The sequence below is a fragment of the Arthrobacter sp. ISL-28 genome (assembly GCF_018613875.1).
Taxonomy (GTDB): Bacteria; Actinomycetota; Actinomycetes; order Actinomycetales; family Micrococcaceae; genus Arthrobacter.
This window is the reverse complement of the sequence record NZ_JAGGPJ010000035.1, coordinates 14,037-33,187: the sequence shown is the minus strand read 5'-3', so window position 1 is coordinate 33,187 and position 19,151 is coordinate 14,037. Positions and strand designations below refer to the sequence as shown.

General features: G+C 63.2%; 23 protein-coding genes and 2 pseudogenes. 13 read left to right on the top strand and 12 right to left on the bottom strand.

Annotated features, from left to right (window positions below; translation table 11 throughout):
* The 5 genes from J7E80_RS20460 to J7E80_RS20445 all read right to left on the bottom strand — a co-directional run.
* Nucleotides 1–769, bottom strand: a 769-nt coding sequence (locus J7E80_RS20460; protein ID WP_251037157.1) for a thiamine pyrophosphate-binding protein, incomplete at its 3' end; no start/stop codon positions are given.
* Nucleotides 770–819: 50 nt separating this feature from the next.
* Nucleotides 820–2,091: an FAD-dependent oxidoreductase gene (locus tag J7E80_RS20455; RefSeq protein ID WP_396020821.1), complete on the bottom strand. Its 1,272-nt coding sequence runs from the start codon at nt 2,089–2,091 to the stop codon at nt 820–822.
* A gap of 20 nt (nt 2,092–2,111) precedes the next feature.
* The gene (locus J7E80_RS24740; protein ID WP_396020820.1) at nt 2,112–2,315 is read right to left on the bottom strand and encodes an FAD-dependent oxidoreductase; all 204 of its coding nucleotides are present in this window, start codon (nt 2,313–2,315) and stop codon (nt 2,112–2,114) included.
* A 58-nt stretch (nt 2,316–2,373) separates the two neighbouring features.
* Entirely contained in the window at nt 2,374–2,883 is a 510-nt protein-coding gene (locus J7E80_RS20450) for a DUF2231 domain-containing protein (protein ID WP_215054054.1), read from the bottom strand.
* 96 nt (nt 2,884–2,979) lie between these two features.
* Nucleotides 2,980–3,678 (bottom strand): metalloregulator ArsR/SmtB family transcription factor, encoded by a 699-nt coding sequence (locus J7E80_RS20445; RefSeq protein WP_215054053.1) that lies wholly within the window; start codon nt 3,676–3,678, stop codon nt 2,980–2,982.
* Between the two features lie 136 nt (nt 3,679–3,814).
* Here J7E80_RS20445 and J7E80_RS20440 point away from each other — a divergent pair, with 136 nt between their 5' ends.
* Both J7E80_RS20440 and J7E80_RS20435 read left to right on the top strand, forming a co-directional pair.
* Entirely contained in the window at nt 3,815–4,558 is a 744-nt protein-coding gene (locus J7E80_RS20440) for a hypothetical protein (RefSeq protein WP_215054052.1), read from the top strand.
* Nucleotides 4,559–4,696: 138 nt separating this feature from the next.
* Nucleotides 4,697–5,254, top strand: a complete 558-nt coding sequence (locus J7E80_RS20435) for an NADPH-dependent FMN reductase (RefSeq protein WP_215054051.1) — start codon at nt 4,697–4,699, stop codon at nt 5,252–5,254.
* A gap of 159 nt (nt 5,255–5,413) precedes the next feature.
* Here the strand turns inward: J7E80_RS20435 and J7E80_RS20430 are convergent, their stop codons facing one another.
* Nucleotides 5,414–5,719 carry a DUF4193 family protein gene (locus J7E80_RS20430; RefSeq protein WP_215054050.1) on the bottom strand — a complete coding sequence of 102 codons (306 nt, stop codon included), beginning with the start codon at nt 5,717–5,719 and terminating at the stop codon, nt 5,414–5,416.
* Between the two features lie 701 nt (nt 5,720–6,420).
* Here J7E80_RS20430 and J7E80_RS20425 point away from each other — a divergent pair.
* The gene (locus J7E80_RS20425; protein WP_215054049.1) at nt 6,421–6,672 is read left to right on the top strand and encodes a hypothetical protein; all 252 of its coding nucleotides are present in this window, start codon (nt 6,421–6,423) and stop codon (nt 6,670–6,672) included.
* Nucleotides 6,669–7,835 (top strand): Vms1/Ankzf1 family peptidyl-tRNA hydrolase, encoded by a 1,167-nt coding sequence (locus tag J7E80_RS20420; RefSeq protein WP_215054048.1) that lies wholly within the window; start codon nt 6,669–6,671, stop codon nt 7,833–7,835. The genes J7E80_RS20425 and J7E80_RS20420 overlap by 4 nt, the downstream gene beginning before the upstream one ends.
* A 277-nt stretch (nt 7,836–8,112) precedes the next feature.
* Here the strand turns inward: J7E80_RS20420 and J7E80_RS20415 are convergent, their stop codons facing one another.
* From J7E80_RS20415 to J7E80_RS20405, 3 genes are all read right to left on the bottom strand, one after another.
* Nucleotides 8,113–8,346, bottom strand: coding sequence for a hypothetical protein (locus tag J7E80_RS20415; protein ID WP_215054047.1), 234 nt, complete (start codon nt 8,344–8,346; stop codon nt 8,113–8,115).
* A gap of 232 nt (nt 8,347–8,578) precedes the next feature.
* Nucleotides 8,579–8,992 carry a CBS domain-containing protein gene (locus J7E80_RS20410; RefSeq protein ID WP_215054046.1) on the bottom strand — a complete coding sequence of 138 codons (414 nt, stop codon included), beginning with the start codon at nt 8,990–8,992 and terminating at the stop codon, nt 8,579–8,581.
* Between the two features lie 32 nt (nt 8,993–9,024).
* Nucleotides 9,025–9,498 carry an SRPBCC family protein gene (locus tag J7E80_RS20405; protein WP_215054045.1) on the bottom strand — a complete coding sequence of 158 codons (474 nt, stop codon included), beginning with the start codon at nt 9,496–9,498 and terminating at the stop codon, nt 9,025–9,027.
* Nucleotides 9,499–10,165: 667 nt separating this feature from the next.
* Between J7E80_RS20405 and J7E80_RS20400 the strand changes: the two genes are divergently transcribed.
* The 8 genes and pseudogenes from J7E80_RS20400 (at nt 10,166) to J7E80_RS20365 (ending at nt 16,320) form a co-directional block, all read left to right on the top strand.
* Nucleotides 10,166–10,369 (top strand): cold-shock protein, encoded by a 204-nt coding sequence (locus tag J7E80_RS20400; protein ID WP_215054044.1) that lies wholly within the window; start codon nt 10,166–10,168, stop codon nt 10,367–10,369.
* A gap of 465 nt (nt 10,370–10,834) precedes the next feature.
* Nucleotides 10,835–11,098 carry a DUF2630 family protein gene (locus J7E80_RS20395; protein ID WP_215054043.1) on the top strand — a complete coding sequence of 88 codons (264 nt, stop codon included), beginning with the start codon at nt 10,835–10,837 and terminating at the stop codon, nt 11,096–11,098.
* Between the two features lie 276 nt (nt 11,099–11,374).
* Entirely contained in the window at nt 11,375–11,818 is a 444-nt protein-coding gene (locus tag J7E80_RS20390) for a hypothetical protein (protein ID WP_215054042.1), read from the top strand.
* A gap of 199 nt (nt 11,819–12,017) precedes the next feature.
* A complete protein-coding gene (locus tag J7E80_RS20385) occupies nt 12,018–12,248 on the top strand; it encodes a hypothetical protein (protein ID WP_215054041.1) in 231 nt (76 codons plus the stop codon).
* A gap of 704 nt (nt 12,249–12,952) precedes the next feature.
* Nucleotides 12,953–13,822 (top strand): annotated as a pseudogene (locus tag J7E80_RS20380) (YifB family Mg chelatase-like AAA ATPase); the annotation flags it as partial.
* Between the two features lie 54 nt (nt 13,823–13,876).
* Nucleotides 13,877–14,555, top strand: a pseudogene (locus J7E80_RS20375) (DNA-processing protein DprA); the annotation flags it as partial.
* Nucleotides 14,556–14,734: 179 nt separating this feature from the next.
* Nucleotides 14,735–15,643, top strand: coding sequence for a hypothetical protein (locus tag J7E80_RS20370; RefSeq protein WP_215054040.1), 909 nt, complete (start codon nt 14,735–14,737; stop codon nt 15,641–15,643).
* 65 nt (nt 15,644–15,708) lie between these two features.
* Nucleotides 15,709–16,320: a hypothetical protein gene (locus J7E80_RS20365; protein WP_215054039.1), complete on the top strand. Its 612-nt coding sequence runs from the start codon at nt 15,709–15,711 to the stop codon at nt 16,318–16,320.
* Between the two features lie 95 nt (nt 16,321–16,415).
* On the opposite strand, the gene J7E80_RS20360 is transcribed toward J7E80_RS20365, so the two are convergent.
* Nucleotides 16,416–16,829: a hypothetical protein gene (locus J7E80_RS20360; protein ID WP_215054038.1), complete on the bottom strand. Its 414-nt coding sequence runs from the start codon at nt 16,827–16,829 to the stop codon at nt 16,416–16,418.
* A gap of 214 nt (nt 16,830–17,043) precedes the next feature.
* On the opposite strand from J7E80_RS20360, the gene J7E80_RS20355 reads away from it, so the two are divergent.
* Complete coding sequence (locus tag J7E80_RS20355; protein WP_215054037.1) at nt 17,044–17,292, top strand: hypothetical protein; 249 nt, start codon at nt 17,044–17,046, stop codon at nt 17,290–17,292.
* Between the two features lie 704 nt (nt 17,293–17,996).
* Here the strand turns inward: J7E80_RS20355 and J7E80_RS20350 are convergent.
* Both J7E80_RS20350 and J7E80_RS20345 read right to left on the bottom strand, forming a co-directional pair.
* Nucleotides 17,997–18,635, bottom strand: a complete 639-nt coding sequence (locus tag J7E80_RS20350; protein ID WP_215054036.1) for a hypothetical protein — start codon at nt 18,633–18,635, stop codon at nt 17,997–17,999.
* 109 nt (nt 18,636–18,744) lie between these two features.
* Entirely contained in the window at nt 18,745–19,104 is a 360-nt protein-coding gene (locus J7E80_RS20345) for a hypothetical protein (RefSeq protein ID WP_215054035.1), read from the bottom strand.
* Nucleotides 19,105–19,151 lie beyond the last annotated feature (47 nt).

Here is a 19,151-nt window from a genome sequence, read left to right as displayed (position 1 = left end):
CGGTGACGTAGGGCAGGTCGTCAGGCAGGGAGTCCTTGCCGAGCAGTGCCTTGGCCACGCCTGCCCCCAACAGGTCTGCCACCTGCTCCACTTCCGCTGCTGCGCCGCGGGCACCGTGCCCGATCAGGATGGCGGCTTTCCTTCCTTGATTGAGCAGTTCAGCGGCTCCCTGGATTGCTTCTTCGGCCGGGAGGACCTCCGGGGGCCGGATGTCCAGGCTGGAGGGAACCATCTTCAGCGCGTGCTCGGGCGGTGTGTACTCAAGTTCCTGAACGTCGGCCGGGATGATAATCGCAGTTGGAGCCCGTCTGGAGAGGGCGACACGGATGGCCCGATCGACCACGTTGGGCAATTGTTCCGGGACGGTGACCATCTGGACGTAGTCGGAGGCGACGTCCTTGAAGAGGGTGAGCAGGTCCACTTCCTGCTGGTACGAGCCGCCCATTGCGCTCCGTGCCGTCTGGCCCACGATCGCCACGACGGGGACATGGTCGAGCTTGGCGTCATACAGACCGTTAAGCAGGTGGATGGCGCCGGGACCGGAGGTGGCCAGGCAGACTCCGACGTTTGAGGTTAATTTGGCGTAGCCGACCGCCTCAAGGGCAGACATCTCTTCATGCCGGGCCTGAATGAATTTGGGCTGGTTTCCGGACTTTCCGAAGGCTGCCACGATTGCGTTGATCCCATCGCCCGGGTAGGCGAAGACTTTGTCCACTCCCCATTGACGAATCCGGTCGAGCAGATAGTCCCCAACTGTTGGTGATGCCATGGTCAACCTTCCCTTCAGTGCACCTGGCGGCCCGTCAGCCGGAGACCCGGCTAGTCCAGGACGGCGAGGTTTTTAGTTGTCGGGCCCTGGAGCACTTCTCCGGTGGGGGAGTAGCGTGAGCCGTGCAGGGGGCAGTCCCAGGATTTTTCGGCATCGTTCCAGCTGAGGATTCCACCCAGGTGAGTGCACACGGCCGAGACGCGGCAGGTGACGCCGTCGACCGTGGAAACGGCGACAGGCTTCCGGTCCTTGCGGACAACGGTGCCCTCACCTTCGGCCGGCACCGTCCCGGAGCCGGTTTCGGGCTTCGTCAGTTCCGCCTTCGCCCAGCTTTCCGAGAGGGTCCTGGCGACGTCGGCGTTCAATGCCACCGCTGCTGCAGCTCCTGCCGGTGACGTCGTCCGCTTGTGGATGGTGTCTGCCCAGGGGACATGGCCGCCTAGGATTTCGGCGCTGATCGCGAGCGAAGCTGCGATGCTGTTGGTCATGCCCCATTTGTTGTAGCCGGTGGCCAGGAAGATCTTCCCGCGTCCGCGGGGCATCTTGCCGAAGAAGGGCATCAGGTTCGTCGCCCGGTAGTCTTCGCCTGACCAGGTGTGGGTGACTTCGGTTCCCGGGAAGTGGTGAGCTGCCCAATCCAGCAACTCATTCAGCCGGCGCTTGGGGGAGGGTTCCCTGCCTACCTGGTGTCCGTTGCCGCCGACCACCAGCAATTCCTCGCTATCCGTGGGATAGGTGCGCAGGGAACGGCCCGGGGATTCAGCCGAGAGGTACATCCCCCGGGGAATGGGGGTCGAAGCAGGAACGCGTAACGCCGCAGCATAGGACTGGGACGCCTTGACCTTGGCGAAATACAGGCCGCGGTCAAGGACCGGGATGCCGGTGGCCAGCACGACGCGGTCAGCACGGACATGCCCGGCGCTGGTGAACACCGTGGCGCGATTCTCCGTACTGACGCTCCGGACCCTTAGGCCTTCGATGAGTACCCCGCCCTGTGCGCGGAAATCCGCAATGAGAGCCTCCATGACGTCCATGGGGTTGAACTGTGCCTGATCAGCCAGGCGGATCGTGCTGCGGGTGCTGAACGGCAGTTCGGTATCCGATGCCTCGACGACATCAAGGCCGGCGGCGCGGGCGATCGACAATTCGGACCCGACCTGTTGGACTCCGTCGTCCGTCATCGCGAAGGTATAGGCATCGCGGTGCTGGTACGGCACGGAGCTGTCAGCCAGGAACCGCAGAAGCCACGCCCGTCCTACCCTGTTGGCTTCGACGTAGGCGTTGACGGTTTTCTGGGAATGCCGTCGCCGTAACGCGGACAGGATGGTTCCCTGGAGGAGGGTCAGTTTCGCGGTCGTATTGCCTGTCGTCCCGGCCCCACGGTTCTGGCTTCCATGACCGCGACCCGCCGTCCTGACCTGGCCAGCAGAACGGCAGTCGCCAGTCCGGTGATTCCCGCTCCGGCTATGACGGTGTCAAAATCCGCTTCCGGGGTGAACGGATCGGCGGTATAGGTACGGGGTCGATCCAGCCATACTGAGGTCACGAGCTTCCTCCCGATCCGGTTCCTCGACTAAAGCTATGCATTGAAGGGATCCCGGTCGTTAGCCGGCGCGGCGTGCTCCACGCTTGAGGAAGATGCCGGTGGAGAAATTGGCCGGGGCATTGAGGTTGGCGCCGTCGTCAACGCCTACTCCCAGCCGGCTAACCAGTTCTCCGCCGAGCCAGCCCGTGCCGAAAGCGATGACGACGGCGATCAGTTCAAGCACAAAGGCCAAGGTGGAGGGCATGTTGTCCTCGACGGTGCCGCGCAGGAACCAGCTGACAGCGAACAACACGATCATTACGGTGTTCCCGCTTCCATGGAGCCAGCCGATGCGTTTGGCGCGGGTCCCCTTCGGAACGGCCAGGAGATCGATGAGCCCGAATACGGCCGCGAGCAGTCCAGTCAGGACGCCTGCGGCGATCATCAGGTACCCCGCTGAAGTGAACTGTCCGTTATTGCTCAGCAGGCCGATGACGTCGAACACGACCGCCGCGGTGAGCAGCCCCAAGGGAAAGACAACCAGTTGCTGGTGAATGGCGTGCCCTGCGGCTTTTGCCCTGCTTTCCATGTCCGCCTCCATTGACGAATAACCTGAGGAGGCGAAGACGACTTCGCCTCCATTGCAACACTAGCCCCGGTTGCCGTTAGACGCTAGGCTCTTCCTTCAGCCCTGGCCGCTGTCGGTCGTGGTGGGATCTCCATGAGGAATCAGCCTGACGCAGCAATAGCCCGGCCGCTGTTCCGGAACTGCTACGACATGAGAGCCCTTCAGGGCGTCGGTGGCCCCTCGGAGGAGGGCCAGGTTCAGGGAACACACTAAATTCCGGTCCTCTTCGACGAGTTCGTGGAACGGGCAATTGAGCAGGTCAGTACAGTTCCCGGATACCGGCCTTGGCTCGTAACCAAGACCGGACAGCAGCGATTCAAGATCCTGGCCGGGTGCCCGCTCTGCCAGGCTTCGGCCGCAGCTGCGCGCCGCGTCGACGATGCCGGCCGGCCTGCCCTCGGGCCCGGCAGCGGCCCGCAGCAGGATACGGGCGGCAACATCGTAGCGGCGCGGCGGCAGGGTGATGTCGAAACCATTCGCCCCGGCCACGTACCACTTCGGCGGCCTTCCCGAGCCCGGTCCGCCGCGCCGGCCCGCCTGCCGGGCGTAATAGGCGCTGAGCAGCCCTTCATCTACCAGCTTGTCCAAGTGGAACGCCGCGAGCCGGACCCCGATGCCAAGGACCTGGGCCACATCGGCCCGGGACATCGGCGCGCGGGCTTCCCGGACAGCTTCGTAGGCCCGGCGTCTGGTGGGCTCGCCCAGGGCGTTGATCAGCCAGGTCAGGGCTTTGGGACCCCGGTGCACCCTGGTCATTGCGCCGCTCCAACAAGTCATCCGGCTGTGCCTGGGGCAAGTATGGATCTTTCTATCGCCACTGTCTATTGTCAAAATATGCAGGGAATGCCGGATTAGAGACCCTGCACGATGTTTCTGAGAGAAGGTGGGCGAGATGTCCGAAACAGCCCCGGAGTTCCAGCCAAAGGACCTGGATACGGGGGAGCGCCTGGCCACGGCCGGACGTGCCGTGGCACAAGGGATCAGGTATAAGGCCAAGGGCGAGCACGAGACTCAGCGAGGCGTTGAGCTGACGGTGGAAGAGGCAGACGCGGTAGCCGTGATCAAAGACTGGCCGGAAGCACAGAAGAAGGTGGCCGAGCAGATGCTGGCCAAGTACGGCCCGCCCAACGAGGCGACGCCCACACGCCTGACCTGGCACCGGAACGGGCCGTGGAAGCGGACCGAGATCACCAGCGACGCCGTCGTTCACAACTGGCCTACGGTGCACACCGACTTCCTGACCCAAACCATCGACTACCGCGTCCCGCCGCACGTCATCAGTGCCATCGCCGAGTTCGACGGCTCCATCCTCGTCGATCGGACGAGGGGCGAGGTCTCCGCCCGCTGCGACTCCGAAGCCGCCAACGTCCTGGGACTGAACATGGTGCATGAGCTCGTTACCGGAAAGCGGGACGTGCAAGGAGCCCGCCACACCTCCGAGCAAAACACCGTCGGTTACAACCTCGGGCGGGAAGCACCTTACGCGGAGCGGCTCCTGTTCGAGATCCTGCGAGGCGGAACCGAAGACCTGGACGACGGCTCCATCGGCGAGGCAATCATGCAGCAGCTGGCCGGCAAGGTCAAAGACACCCTCGGCCAGCCACAGGAACCCACAGACCGGCGCAGCAGCGGATAAACACCCACTCCACAATGGAGAGCGGGCGCTGGTTCGCTGGGCCTGCACGGCATAGATTCCATGGGGTGCGCAGCACATCCACTCATGCCGGCATTGTCCGTGGCCTTGCAGGGAACCATCAGAGGGGGAGCGGTTTCAATGGTGAACATCGCGGTGGTTGTTGGCAGCACCCGGCCCGGACGCCGGAGCAGGCAGGTTGCCGAGTGGGTGCTTTCCCGTGCCACCAGTCGAGGAGGCGCGGACTTCGAGATGCTGGATCTGGCCGACTACGAGCTGCCGCTGTTGGATGAGCCGATGCCTCCTTCAATGGGGAACTACAAGCACGAGCACACGAAAGTCTGGGCCAGGACGATTTCACGGTTCGACGGATTCATCTTCGTGACGGCCGAGTACAACCACTCAATTCCCGGTGTCCTGAAGAACTCCCTGGATTTCCTCTACGCCGAATGGAACAACAAGGCCGCCGGTTTCGTCAGTTACGGAAGCGCCGGCGGCGTACGAGCAGTTGAAAATCTGCGCCTGATAGCGGGTGAGCTGCAAATGGCCGACGTTCGTGCCCAAGTGGCTTTGCCGTTCGCCACTGACTTCGAGAACTTTGCGACCTTCACGCCGAGTGAAAGTGCCGAAGAAGCCTTGGAACCGCTGCTGGAACAGCTGATCTCCTGGTCAACAGCATTGAAGACAATTCGGACCTGATCCACCGAAGCCGCTGTAATCCGTCGCTTCCTCCCCGTTTCTATCGTGCATATCGACCGGAGAGCCCTCGGTATTTACGGCGCGGCAGCCAATGACCTTCGCGTGCCACATGTACTGGTAACGCTGCTGAACCTCAGCTCGAACGACTTGCTGCGGCCATCAACTCTCACACTCCAGGCAATATTGGTGGCCATCCTTCTCCCGGACCATTTGGGAGCGATGTCTGACCAGGAAGCAGGAGTGGCATGTGAACTCGTCCGCTGCCTGCGGGACGACCTGGACGATGAGTTCATCAGCAACGATTTCTCCACCCGGGGCACCGAGGTCATCAACATCATCGGGTGCCTCCAGTTCGCGCACCACGCTGCGCGCGTCCGGGGCGTTGGCCGACTTCAAGGCCTCCAGTGACTTGTCCTGTGATTCCTTAACATCAGTGCGTAGCTCATCGTAATCAGCAGTTGCCATGACCCGTTCCCCGATCCGTGTTGTCATCGCGTATCCAACGAATCCGGAGCGGCTCTTGTTCCCCCGGTGAGACTTTCGATTCCCAAGCGAGCTTATGCGGTGGATCCGCATCGAGAGGACCCTTGAGGTCGTCACAGGCCACCTACCAAATGCCTAAGCCCGCTGCCATTGAGAACTCTGAACCCGAAGGAGCTGCACTCCACGAAACTATGACGGCGGGCTGATGATGCACATGCACTTGCCACCGCTGGATTCGTGACGGATCCCGGCCAACCATTGGAACCGGTCTCGCCAACCATTGGGACCGGTCTCCCGGTCCCGGAGGCCCCTTCGGGACCATGGCCTGAGCGTCGGGAGGGGTGTACGCAGGCTTCCTGTAGTTGAAAGTTGTGATGATCAGTTTCCTTACTAAATGAGCAGGTATGGCCTGCGCCGACGGAAAACCAAGGGCATCGGCATCATCGATGGCGGGGTACCCGGTTAATGGGTATATCAGGGAGTTGTGCGACCCGATCATCCGGGAAGGTCCAGCCCTTCCTGGATCGTCACACCTGAAATGGTCCTGAAGGAAGTGGTCGGTGCCTATACGACAAGTTCGCCTGGCGGGTGAACGGGCGCACGAACGTGGTGCTCACGGCCTAAGTATCTATGCTGCCGCCTGAGCAGTCCGGCAGCCCGTAGCGAGAGAAGGGAATAGGGCAATGACTGAACGCGGGAACACCACGCACGGTCAGCACGTGGATGACAAGATGAAACAGGAAAGCCAGGCGCTGGGCCAGGGCGGGCGTTCCGGGCACGCGGAGGAATGGCGGGAAACCGAACCCCTTCCCGATGACACCGATAGCAAAGAGGTCCAGGAAGCGATCCGGGAAAACCTGCCTGAGGCACCGGACCCTGCCGCGGAGAACCCGGCAGCAGGGGACCCCGATCAGCGGCCCGGCCAGGAACAGTGATCGACCATGAGAACGATCTGACTGGTTACTCCGGGCTGTACGGCAAAGAGGGACCCTGGTGCACCGTCCTCGCCGACGTCGGTACCGGGACGGTTGATTCCCTGGAAGCTTTGGACGTCAGACCCGGGCAAATCCGTGATGCGCTGCTGGCATCGGGCGCGTCCAAGGACGACGCCGCGGCGGCGGAAGATGCCCTGCGGCCAGCGGAGGGAACCGGCAACCCGGCAGCCCGGTTCTTGCTCATCCGCCAGGGCCGGGTCGAGCTGGACCGGGTTCTGCCGGGTCAACGGGTGGACAGTCCGCACGTCGCTGTCGGCGTCATTCCGGATCTGCTGCCTTTGACCAGGCACGGCGCGATGGAACTGCCGGTCGTGACCGCCAGCGTAGACAGATCAGGGGCCGACATCGCGCTGTCCTATGCCCGGCGGACCGTAGAGGGTGATGACATGGCAGAGGTCCCCGGCGGCGGTTGGTCCCAGGGCCAATACCAGCACCGGACCGAGGAAGTGTGGCGGAAGAACGCCGAAGAGGCCGCCGCGCAGATCGACAAGCTGGTGCTCGCCAAACACCCGGCGGCCATTGCGATCGGTGGAGATGAACGGGCCCGGAACCTGGTCCTGAGCCAGCTGTCCGAGGCCAGCCAGGCCATAGCGGCCACGGTGGACTCCCACACCCGCGCCGGCGGCGCGGACCCTGAGGTGATGAACACCGTGGTGGAGAAGATGCTGGCCGAGAGCCAGGCGCACGGCCAGCATCGGCTGCTGGAGCGTTTAGAGGAGGAGAAAGGACACCACGGCCGCAAAGCGGCCTTCGGCCTCACCGCCGTCGTTCACGCCCTCCAGCAGGCGCAGGTCGACACTCTCGTTCTGAGTCAGGCGCTCACAGCCGACCCCGGTGCGGAGAACACCGCCACAGATCCGGATCGCCAGCCCAGCCGCGAGCTGCTGGTCCTGGACGCCAGCCCCTGGATCGCCGTCGCAGAAGACGAAGCGCTCACAGCCGGTATCCTGGGGAAAGCCCCGGCCGCGGCAGCCCTCATCCGGGCAGCCGTCCTGACCCACGCCCACTTGGAATTCGTCCCGGACACCGCCATCCCCAGCGGCTCGGATGCGGCCGTGCTGCTCCGCTGGACTCCCGGGCCGGACATGCCGGGAGAACGCTGAACCGCACCTCAGACGCCAGATCCTGTCGGCCGGCACGAGCGTAGACTGGAAACCGGCCGGCGGCGGCAGAGCCCAGGTACCCCCCATTCCGCGGCTCACAGACCCGTCGTCGGTCCTCGCGAGGACGCCGACTGACTCCAGACGTCCCTGCGGCAAAAGTTGCGCCCGGCCCGGAAGCACCCTTCTGCGTTTCGCTGCCGCCTTTGGGCTTGGCCAGGGGCAGGAAGAGTTGCCCGGCTCCCGTATGGCAGATGACCGGGCCACCGTGCCGGGGTCTCTATGTCCGGTCAGTTGCCTCCATATCGCCGGAGTGGCGGGCGCAGTGCGCGCAGCAGTACATCGCGTCCGGCCCCTCAATCCCGTGCCCGAGAATTCGACAGCCACAGTGTGCACAGGAAGGGGCCATGGCGTGGATGGCGCACTCAAAACTGTCGAAGGTCCCGGATTGGCCGTCTTTGGTGATGGTGAACGTCTTGTCGTACTCGTTGCCGCAGGTATCGCAGATTGCCATGATGTCGGTCGTTTCGAAACAGAATCGCGAAACGCCCGGACAGTGTGAGCCGAAGAGGTGGGCGGGCACGCTATCTGGGTGAAACGCCGTCAGGGGTTTGCCCGGCACTGAGCCATAACACCTGGCGGCACTGACTCCGTGCAGCGCGGCCGTGTGCCGGTGGCCGGAGCTTCCCGCTTCCTTGTGTCCGGTGACGGGCGGCTGGCTCGGTCCGGTGTTATTCGGCCCGGTATTAGTAGGAGATGAATTCGACCAGTTCCCCGACCCGGTCCTCGGGATAGTTCCGGGCGATGTCGGCCTGGCTGAGTATCCCGACCAGGTCATGGCCGTCAATGACCGGGAGCCGGCGGACCTGATGCTCCTGCATGGTTCTGATGGCTTCCTCGATCGAATCATCGGCACCGATGGTCACAGGTTTGCCCTGGCCGAATTCCCCGGCCGTGGCGGCGCGGGGGTCCCCGCCTTCAGCGAGGCATTTGATGACGATGTCCCGGTCGGTCAGCATGCCCTTGAGCCGGTTGTCCTCCCCGCAGATGGGCAGGGACCCGACGTCCAGGTCCTTCATCTTCCGGGCCGCCTGTTCGAGAGTTTCCTTTTCCCCGATGCATTCGGCGCCGCCGGTCATGATTTCGCGTGCAGTGGTCATGGCATTCTCCTCCATTGGATGTGTGCGGGTTTCTAGATCTGTCCGGTCGGGCCGCTGTCCTCCACTTCGCCGCGCCAGGCCCCGGTTTCGGTTCCCCTGGTCTCGATGAAGCTCTTGAATTTGCGCATGTCGGCTTTGACCTGAATCTCGTCAATGTTCAGGGCGGCCCCGGCTTTTTCGCTGAAGGTTTCCGGTGCCCATTCAAAACGGACCGAGACCCGGGTGTTGCCCGCGTCGAGCGGAGTGAAGGAGACGAGGCCGGCGTGGGATTTCCCGTCGACGCTGCGCCAGGCGATCCGTTCATCGGGCTGCTGATCGATGATTTCGGTATCGAACTCGCGTTCGACCCCGGCGATTTTGGTAACCCAGTGGTTGGTTGTGTCGGTCAGCTGCGTAACGGATTCAACGCCGGACATGAATTCCGGAAAGGATTCAAACTGGGTCCACTGGTTATAAGCCGTACGCACCGGCACGGCTACATCGATGGTCTCTTCAACGGTTTCCATTCTCTTCCTCCTGTTGGTTGCGGGCCGCAACAGCGGACCGGTTGGGCGTGCTCCCGGGCAGGGGGCCGGACCGGACCGCTGCCATCTCCGCGGGTCGGGGCGGGCGTTTATTCGGTATTTTCACTGGGAAGCCACAACCGCGGCGCAACACCCTGGTCCCGGGATTAACCGCCACGGCTCCTGCGGGGCGGCTGCCACGATGCCTCCGGCTGGCTCTGTGGTCCCGGCGTGGCTGCTGCACAGCCCGGTACGGGCGGCGTGTATGGCGTGCTGGAGTGGCCACGCTAAGGCGGGTGCGCTTGGCCCTGCCGGTGGCTGCCGTCGGGGAGGTGCGGATCGGAGATGGTCGACATTGACTGTTTCCTTTGCAAGGGAGGCTTCTGCCCATCTGCTGGAACCGTGCTCCCGATTCAGGCTAGACCCCCGTCTGTTGCCGGGCAAGCATCCGATATCCCGGAATGCCCTTTGCCGCAGCATCGCGGGCCTGCAGACCGGATGTCGGGGTTACCCCACGGCGTGCCGGAAATGCTCAGGTGGGAGGCGTCTGACAGCCATAGCCCTTGCGCGGCAGGGTCCCGGACCGTAGCTTTGGTGCAGCGAAAGACAACTTCCGCCGCGCCAGCCTTTTGAGTCTGGTGGAGAAGCAGAGGCACTGAAGGACACAGCGATGGCAACAGGCACGGTTAAATGGTTCAACGCCGAGAAGGGGTTCGGTTTCATCGCGCCCGATGACGGGTCAGCAGATGTTTTCGCCCACTACTCCGCCATCGCCAGCAGCGGCTACCGGTCCCTGGAGGAGAACCAGAAGGTCCAGTTCGACATCACCAGCGGACCGAAAGGCCCGCAGGCGGAGAACATCAAACCGATGTGATCCTCCCGGGGGTCAGAAAACAGCGCACCCCCGTAGAGGCACCGATCATTTCTACGGGACCACTCGTCATTAAGGACACCGTTCCGGGCCTTTAGCCAGACATACCCTGAATGTGCCGTTCGGACAGATGCCCGGACCAATCCAAGGAGGAACCCATGACCTTACCGCCGCAACACGAGCCCGAACCGTTTCCACCCCAGCCCGAGCCGGCACCGGAATCCCCCGACCCAACAAATCCCTTTCCTCCCGATCCAGCCCAGGAACCGGTTCCAGACCCTGGTCCAGTCCCTGATCCCGGACCGCTGACACCACTCACGGATCCGCCCATCAGGCCCTAAGAACCGTACCGGGCAGAAGGACGGCAACATCCAACCCGGCCGGTAGTGAAAGCACGTGGCGCCGCAATGCGGAGGGCGCCGCACCCACACAGCGTTGCCTCCTAAGGAAATATCAGGGAGTGGAGAGATGGATAATCAGGACATCCTGGATCGGATTCAGGCCTTGGTCGACGAGGAACACCAACTCCGCGCGTCCGCGCCAGTGGGACCCGAATCGGAGGACGTGGAGGCAGCGTACGAAGAACGCAGGGTCAGGTTACGGCGTGTGGAGGAGGACCTTGACCAATGCTGGGACCTGTTACGCCAGCGAAGGGCGAAAGAAAATGCCGAGTCGGACCCCGGTCAGGCGCTTACACGGCCGGCCAGCGAAGTAGAAGGCTACCGGCAGTAAAGCCGAATCACCCTCCCTGAGGTGGAGGCTACCGTCCTATACGTTGTGCCATGGCTTCAATAGTTTTCATCGGGCCGAATCACGGCTCTGGGCAGCCACCCAAAAGGCCCAAAAGACCGCTGGCGTCGGGGCATCAAGACAACGAAGGGTACGAACAGGTTTCCTTGTCAGGTTCTCCGCCGGGGTCTAGCCTGAAGCCGGAACACAGCTCATTGCCCGGGTCTGCCGGAAAGCACACAGGCGGCCGAAGCTTTCCACGATTTAAGGAGCACGTCCATGTCGACCATCTCCGATGCCCATAGATCCGGCAATTCCCGGCGGCCCCACGGGCAGAGGCTTTGGTGCATCAGGTGCCGCACCGACCAGCACCTGATCATCGACGCCATAGATCCCATCGAGCCGCCCTCTCCTCCTGAAGAAGGACTGGTCGAGGTCTCCTACACCTGTCTGGGCTGCGATTTCCTCTACGCACACGCCGCCACCGTCGCCCAGACCGCCGCCGTCCTCAACAGGCCTGGCCCCGGGACGACGTCAGGGATATTGCAGTTCGGCGGAGCGTATATCCACTGCGGCGAACCCATGCACACCGTCGGTTCCGAAACGCGCAACATCTATGCCCCGATGACCACCGAACAGCCCGGCGAGCCCCTTTTGGATGTCTATCTCAGCACCAGGGTTCTGAAATGCTCCTGTGGCTTCCAAATGGAAATACCTGACTGAGCCCAACGCTCCCTCATTCCAGGGCCCCGAAGATCCCGAAGCCAACAACCCCGGACACACGGACCGGTTATCAATCTAGGACGCCGTTTCGGTCAGCCCCGGCAGCCCAGATCCGTCTTAACAGTTAGGGCACCTATGGCACCGTCCCGCACCCAAGTTGAGGCTGTGCCGTCAGGGTACGGCATGAGACGATTCCAACATGAATCAGAACGACTCCGGCAGGGCCGGTCGTCCGGCCCGCGGTTACGCCGACACAACCGGACATAGCCACCATCACGAAGTCCTGACCAGCGAGCAGCTGCAGGCTCTCGGGCAACGGCGGAAGGATGCCGAACAAAAACTCGAACGCCACCAGCTGGAAGCGCGGAGCAAGGAAAGCCTGCACGAAACAGATTCGAACCCTGCAGATCCGGCGGACAACAGCCGTTAGACGACCCTGACCTGTCGTGGCTGTGTCCAGTGCTCTTGGGATGGGTGACGGTTTGATTTGAACCCATTCCATGGTGATTCTGAGATCATCGTGGGCATGGGTTCTTCCGGATTGCCCGAGCTCGCTGTTGTCCGTGCGCGGCGGGTGGTATGCCGGGCGGGTGGCTGCCAGGCTCAGGGATGAGATACGGATGGAGTGCCGTGGCGCTGCCCGTCACATCAAGTTTCTTGGCCTGGCACAAGCCAGATCCCAGGGACGCGTGGGTGGTCGCTCAACGGTCATGCCCCGGAGCGCATCGAGACTGCCCTTTTTCTCGATGAATGACCGTCCTGACATGGGTATCTACCAGGTCGTGGCGGAAGCCGGCCGCCGGTAAGGGCGTTTTGGTGCATGTGGAAAACCGATGGGGTTGCAGCCCCTGCGGGCGGACGCCAGCGATGGAATCGTGCTGTCGACTGCGCCGGCAGCCTCTTCGGCGGTCGCCGCAGGTGGGCGCGGTGCGGTAAGTCTGGCCATGCCCATCGGCTCCCTATGTGTGAGAGAGGAAATGCCAGGGAGTCAGGCATCTCCTCTCTTTCCATTGCGGGTCGGAACTCGAAGGTTGGTGAACATGTGGTGATCGCAGTGGGGTGGGACTGTTTGTGCTGATTTAGCAGGGATCTTTTCTCCACGTTCAAGAGCGCAACACCTATGCATCACGTAGACCCCCCGGGGCAGGCAAGACCATGCTGGCCGAGCGGCTGCCGGGGCTGCTGCCCGACCTCGGCGACACCGAGGCCATGGAGGTGACCGCCATCCATTCCCTCTGCGAGCTGCCGTCATCCTCGCTGCAGCTGGTGCGGCGTCCGCCCTTCGAGAACCCCCATCATACGGCGACGTCGGCCGCCATCATCGGCGGCGGCTCCGGGCTGCCGCGGCCGGGTGCCGCGTCCCGGGCGCACCGGGGCATCCTGTTCCTTGACGAGGCTCCGGAATACGAACGCCGGGTGCTCGATGCCCTCCGCCAGCCGCTGGAGAGCGGCGAACTGGTCATCCACCGCTCGGCGGGCACTGCGGCCTACCCCGCCCGCTTCCAGCTGGTCCTTGCTGCCAACCCGTGTCCCTGCGGCAAGGCCTCGGGCAAGGGCATCGAGTGCACCTGCACGCCTACGATGCGCCGCCGGTACCTTGGGCGCCTGTCCGGCCCGCTGCTTGACCGGGTAGATATCCAGCTGCAGGTGGAACGGGTCTCCCTGGCGAACTTCGGCCAGTCCGGTGGCGAAGAGAACACAGCAACTGTCGCCGGCCGCGTCCGGGCGGCCCGCAGACGGCAACTGAAACGGCTGCGCCACTTGGGCATGGAAACCAACGCCCAGGTCCCGGGACGGGTCCTGCGCGGCGAGCTCAGGCTCGACCCCGCAACCACCCGCATTCTGGACCATTCCCTTGAACGGGGAGTGCTCACTGCCCGCGGATATGACCGCGTGCTGCGCCTGGGTTGGACCCTGGCCGACCTTGGCGGCCGCGACCGGCCGGACATCAACGACATCGGACAGGCGCTGAGCCTCCGGCAGGCTGCCTCGGCAGCCGCCTGAAAGGAACCGAAATTGGAGAACGACAGACTTGCACGCGCCGCCCTGTCCAGACTGATGGAGCCGCAGGATGCGGCAGGATTGGCGCTGGTGCATGTCACCGGTGCTTTGGATGCGCTGGGAATTGCCACGGGGCAGCTTGGCTACGGTCCTGCGCTGGAGCAGGAAATTACCGGGGTCTTGGCAGAACACAGAGCCGCGGCTTCGTGGGCTGGGATGGCCGCGGCACTGAAGCGCTGGGCGCCCAGGATCCAGGACCTGGCTCCGGAACGCGACCTGGCCACCATGCAGCGGCTCGGCGGCCGCCTGATCATTCCGGGAGACGAATTGTGGCCCGGGCAGTTGGGTGACCTCGGCATCCAGGCGCCGATCTGCCTGTGGTGGCGTGGAATCGAACAGGAAATCCCCCCGGCGGCCAAGTCGATTGCCCTGGTCGGCTCCCGGGACAGCACCAGTTACGGTGCGGCAGTGACCGGGGACTTTGCCTATTCGCTGGCACAGCGGGGATTCACGGTGGTGTCGGGAGGTGCGTACGGTATCGACGCGCACGCGCATCGGGCCGCATTGGCGGGCGGTTCGGGCACCATGCCGACGATCGCCGTGATGGCCGGGGGAGTGGACCGCTTCTACCCGTCAGGCAACGAGGACCTGCTCAGGGCCGTCGCGAACCAGGGAGCCGTCCTCGCCGAGGTTCCGCCGGGATCGGCGCCGACCCGCTACCGGTTCCTGCAACAGAAAAGCAAATTACATGCATTGCGGCTGCTCCGGTTGTTCGAACTCTCCCTCCGGCGGGGCTCACTCTGCCTTGTTCGATCCATACTGCGCCGCCGCTGCGTCAGCCCGGGTGGGTGCACTCGCCTCCCACTATGCGTCGGAATAAATGGACGGTCGTGGTCTTCCCGTACTATTTGAGCCATGACAAACAAATCGCCGCAGCCCAATTCAACGACTGCCGCGCAAACACAGCGCAAGTCAGTGTTTGTTGTCTCGCCCATCGGAGCGCCGGGCACGGAAGTGCATAGAAGGGCCAATTACGCTCTGAAGTACATCTTCCGTGAAGCGCTGACTGCTGACGAGTGGGACGTTCATCGCGCCGATGAGGGAAAGAGCCCTGATTCCATAGGTCAGCACGTCATTAAAAAGCTTTACGAGGCGGACCTCGTTATTGCCGATCTCACGGGGCACAATCCAAATGTTTTTTATGAACTGGCAATAGCCCACGGCTGGCGTAAGCCAGTCGTGCACCTTATAGCAAAAGGCGAAAACGTGCCTTTCGACATTGTCGATCAGCGCACGATCTTCTATGACATCACTGACCTTGCCTCGGTTGAGGATGCGGTCGCACTCCTCCGCGAATACGCGGAGTACGCACTGATGCACGCCGACGAACTGGTGACGCCGCTTACGAGCTTCGAGTTGTTCAACCAGATACGAGCCGATGATGCCGAAGGTGGAGTTGCTGTCGCAGAAGTCCTGGAGCAGGTTGTGTCTCGTCTTTCGCGTCTTGAAGGTCGCTTGAGCGGCAGTTCGGATGTGACTCTTCACGGATACACGACCCATAATTACCGCTCGGAGGACACGCTCACCGAAGCTCAAGTGTCCGCGTATGCGGACAAATATTGGACTTTGAAAGAACGCGTTGAAAATTTGGCGGCCTTAGATAATCGCAATAAGCAGGAGACGCTGGAAATGCAAAAACTGGAGCGTGAGATGGAATCCATTTTGCGCGGACTTCCAGTAGTCGACCACATTGTCACAGTCCTGGGCCGGAGCCCAAGAAACGCAGGGCTATCTCAACCCCAGGAATCCGCCAAACGCCGCTGACAGGAAAGACCGAGAGGGGGCGCCCCGCGGCATGTATCCCGGAGAGGGCCCGCTAAGATAGGCGCGTGGATATTGGGGCATTTATGGCGTTGCAGGACTGGGGCTCCCTCCCTGATTGGTTCGCGGCGGCTGGGACGATTGGGGCGGTTGCGTGGGCGCTTTACGTCGGCCGCCGTGACGGTAAGCGCCTGGATGCAGAGAGGCTTGAAGCGAAAGCAGATCGAGAGGAAGCGGCCGCCGATCGGGCGTTATTCCGCCAACAACAGTCCGACGAGGCGGAGGCGCGGAAGAGGCGACTGGCTGCGAAGGTCACCGTCATTGCCGAGAAGACCTACATTGGCCCCGAGAGTATTAGGGGTTATGAGGGGCGCGGCATTCGATGGAAGGTTCACAATGGCGGCGACGAGCCGATTTTGATGGTGTCTGTAGTGCAACGACCCATGCCAAATGAGGAGGGCGCGGAGACGGCCGTCAGTCAGATCTCTAAGACTTGGCCCGCAATTGAACCGGGGGGCTTCCGCGAGGAGGTGACTCCCCTCTACAGCGAAGAGTGGCATCCGGAGCGCGAGGTTCAGTTCACGGACGGGAGTGGGCAGCGTTGGCAAAGAAAGGCTTACGGCGGTTTGCGCACGATCTCGCCTGATGATCCAGACGCGCTGAGGATGGTCATGCTCTAGAAGCGCGCGGCGCTATGACAAATGCAGAGAGGCCCCTCTCGCGGTCTGGGAGTTGTTCCCTGGGTAGTGAGAGGGGCCTTTTCCTGTAGAGCCGTTTATTGGTTGAAGTACTCCAGGTATGACTCGACTTCCTGAGACTTCTCAGGGCAGAAGTAGGCGACCGTCAGGCGGACGCCGTCGATGCCGCCGCCGGATTCGTTGCCGCCGATGGAGCGCACGGCCACGCCCAAGCTCGTGCCGGTCTGGTCGCAGATTTGTTCCTTCATGTGGTCGGCGAAGCCTTGGACGGTGTCAGGCACGACGCCCAGGGCGGCGAGATCGGCTCCGTAATTGCCACTGGTTGCAATCGACGACGGTGTCGGCGTTGCCGTTACTGTGACTGTCTCGACCGGCGTGGGCGTCGCCGTGGCGCTCGGTGGAGTAGAGGCGGTGCCTCCTCCGCTTCCGCCGCAACCGGACAGAAGAGCGGCGACTAGCAATGTGGCGCCGGTGATGGCTTGCTTTTTCATAGATCCCCCACTATTTGAACAGTGCTTGTTTCTGCACCCTATCTGGCAAATACAAAAGGCCCCTCTCGCACGCAAGGCGTACGATCCTATCCATGCAGGAGGAGCTCGAACAGGTAGCTGCCTCCAACGAGCTGTTCCTATGGTCAAGCTCCCAATCACGCTACGATCAGCCTCAAGACTTATTACCCTCGGTAACGGCTGAAAGCGGAAGAGTATGAAGCCCTGGATTCACCCGCAGGAGTTGCGCTCCAGGATCTACTGGTCGACTGGGATCGTCGGGGTTGTGAGCGCGATGATCGGGGTGCCGATTCTCCTGTTGCGGGAGCCCACCCAGGACCATGTGGTGATATCCGTAGCTGTTGTCGTGCTTGGCATCATCACGCTGCCTTTGATCATAAGGGAGCTCAGAAGGCTCCCTCACGAGTACCGCTACGAGGAAGCGGGAGAAGATTCGGACGAGTAAAGTGCAGGCCCTTCGTACGAGGCGGCATCGACGGCGATGCTGCACTCGGAGCTGCTGTTCCTTGACCAAGCCCTCCAGTCCTGGTCAGCCTTCTCCGGCTGAATAACGAAAGTCGCCCGGAATCCGACGGGCTCGGTAGGTGAAATGTCGATCGGAGCCATGCTGGACAACGAAAAAGCCCCTCTCGCGGCCTGGGAAGTCATTCCTAGGCTGGGAGAAGGGCCTTTTGTTATGGGCGCAGAGAGGGCGTTAAGAGGCACTCAGCACGGGCGGCGAGCCAGGCGGTGTGCCTGGCGCCGCGTTTCGTGCAACGCCGGCATACAGCCTGGCGGGCTCCTCCGGTACGCTTCCGGAATTGGTGCTCGGCGCGGGACTCGTCGCATACGCGGCAAATCTTCGTTGGTTCAGACAATGGAGAGTCTCCTTCAAGAGTGTGTAAACGGGACGCCGGGACGAGAGCCCCGGCAGGGCAAATGAGAAGAGGGCCAGGGCCGAGGGTGCTCTCACAAATGCCAGGGGGATTGTTGAGGGCCTCCGGCACTGTCCGCGAGGCGGAAGGCGGGCTCATTAGAAAAAAGCCCCAGACTCGCGCGGACAGGGAGACGCTCAGCCAGTTCGGGCTAGGAGGGAGGGGGGGCCGGGAGTCCCTCCCCACCCCTGGGCGGGCGCCGCGAGAGCGGGCCGCCCGCCTGGGGGGAGACGGTCTAGTATTCGTAGTCGTCGTCGCGCGCCTTGGTCTGCCTCGGCGTGTGGTCTTCGCAGAAGACGCGCTTAGCCTTGGCGGTAGCGACCCAGACCTCAGCGTCGCAGACCTGGCACGCCGCCACATAGCGCAGAGCCAGCGCCGGAGCGGGGACGACGGCGGGCGCGGGCGCCTCGGTCTCGGCGTAGGCCCAGACCGGCGCCGGTGCCGGAGTCCAGGCCGGCGCCTGGCCGTTGGCCTTGGCTGGGTACGGGTGCCGGGCTGGGGCAAGCCCGCCCCTGGCGCCGGACTGGAAGGGCTGGCGGGTGGGTGCCTGGTACGGGCGGCGGGGGGTGGATGCTTCCCGCGCCAGCCTGGCCTCGACCCTCGTAGGGACGGGGTCCTTCATGGCCGGGGGTAAGGGCGGCATGCCCTCCTTGACGATTACCCACACCTTAGAGCTCAGGTGGGCGCAACGCTCGTCGGTAGTCAGTCCGGTCCACTCAGACGCCGAGAAAGGCGAGCGTACCTCGACCGGCGCCTCAGTGGCGCGAGCGGCGGTGTACTCACACAGAGGGACCCAGAGGGCGCGGAACTTGGCACGGCTCAGGACCTTCCAGGCTGTGCGGGACTCTGGGGCGGTGGGGGTTCGGGTACTCATGCGCGGGATCTTTCAAAGTGGAGGTCGACGGTGCCGGTGATCGAGGAGAGAACGTAGACGAGAGCGGACGTGCCGGTCAGGCCCAGGGCGGCGGCCCGCTCGACGGCGGTCATGCCGAGGCCAGGGCGGCGTCGTGGGCTACGGCGTCGGCCCGGCGCTGGATGGAGCGGCGGGCGCGTTTGTTGGCAACGTGCTTACGGTCGAGCCCGTAGTGGAGGTCGCACTTGAACTTGGCGACCACCGGGGACAAGCATCCCGGCATCTCGCAAACGCCGTGAACCATTGCCGTTTCACGGCGGGTCTGCTTGCGGGCGCGGCGGCATCCCTGGCAATTGGATCGACTGTCACGCGGAGGGAACGAGTCGTGGTCCTTGCGGAAGTCGGTGGCGGGTTTATTACGGTGGCAACCTGGGCACCAGACCTGGACGGGCTGGGCGACGACGGGGCTGGGGGCGGGTGTCGGGTTCATTGCGGGGGGCTCCTGTGGGGTTTTTGGAGGGGGGTTGGGGTGGCGCC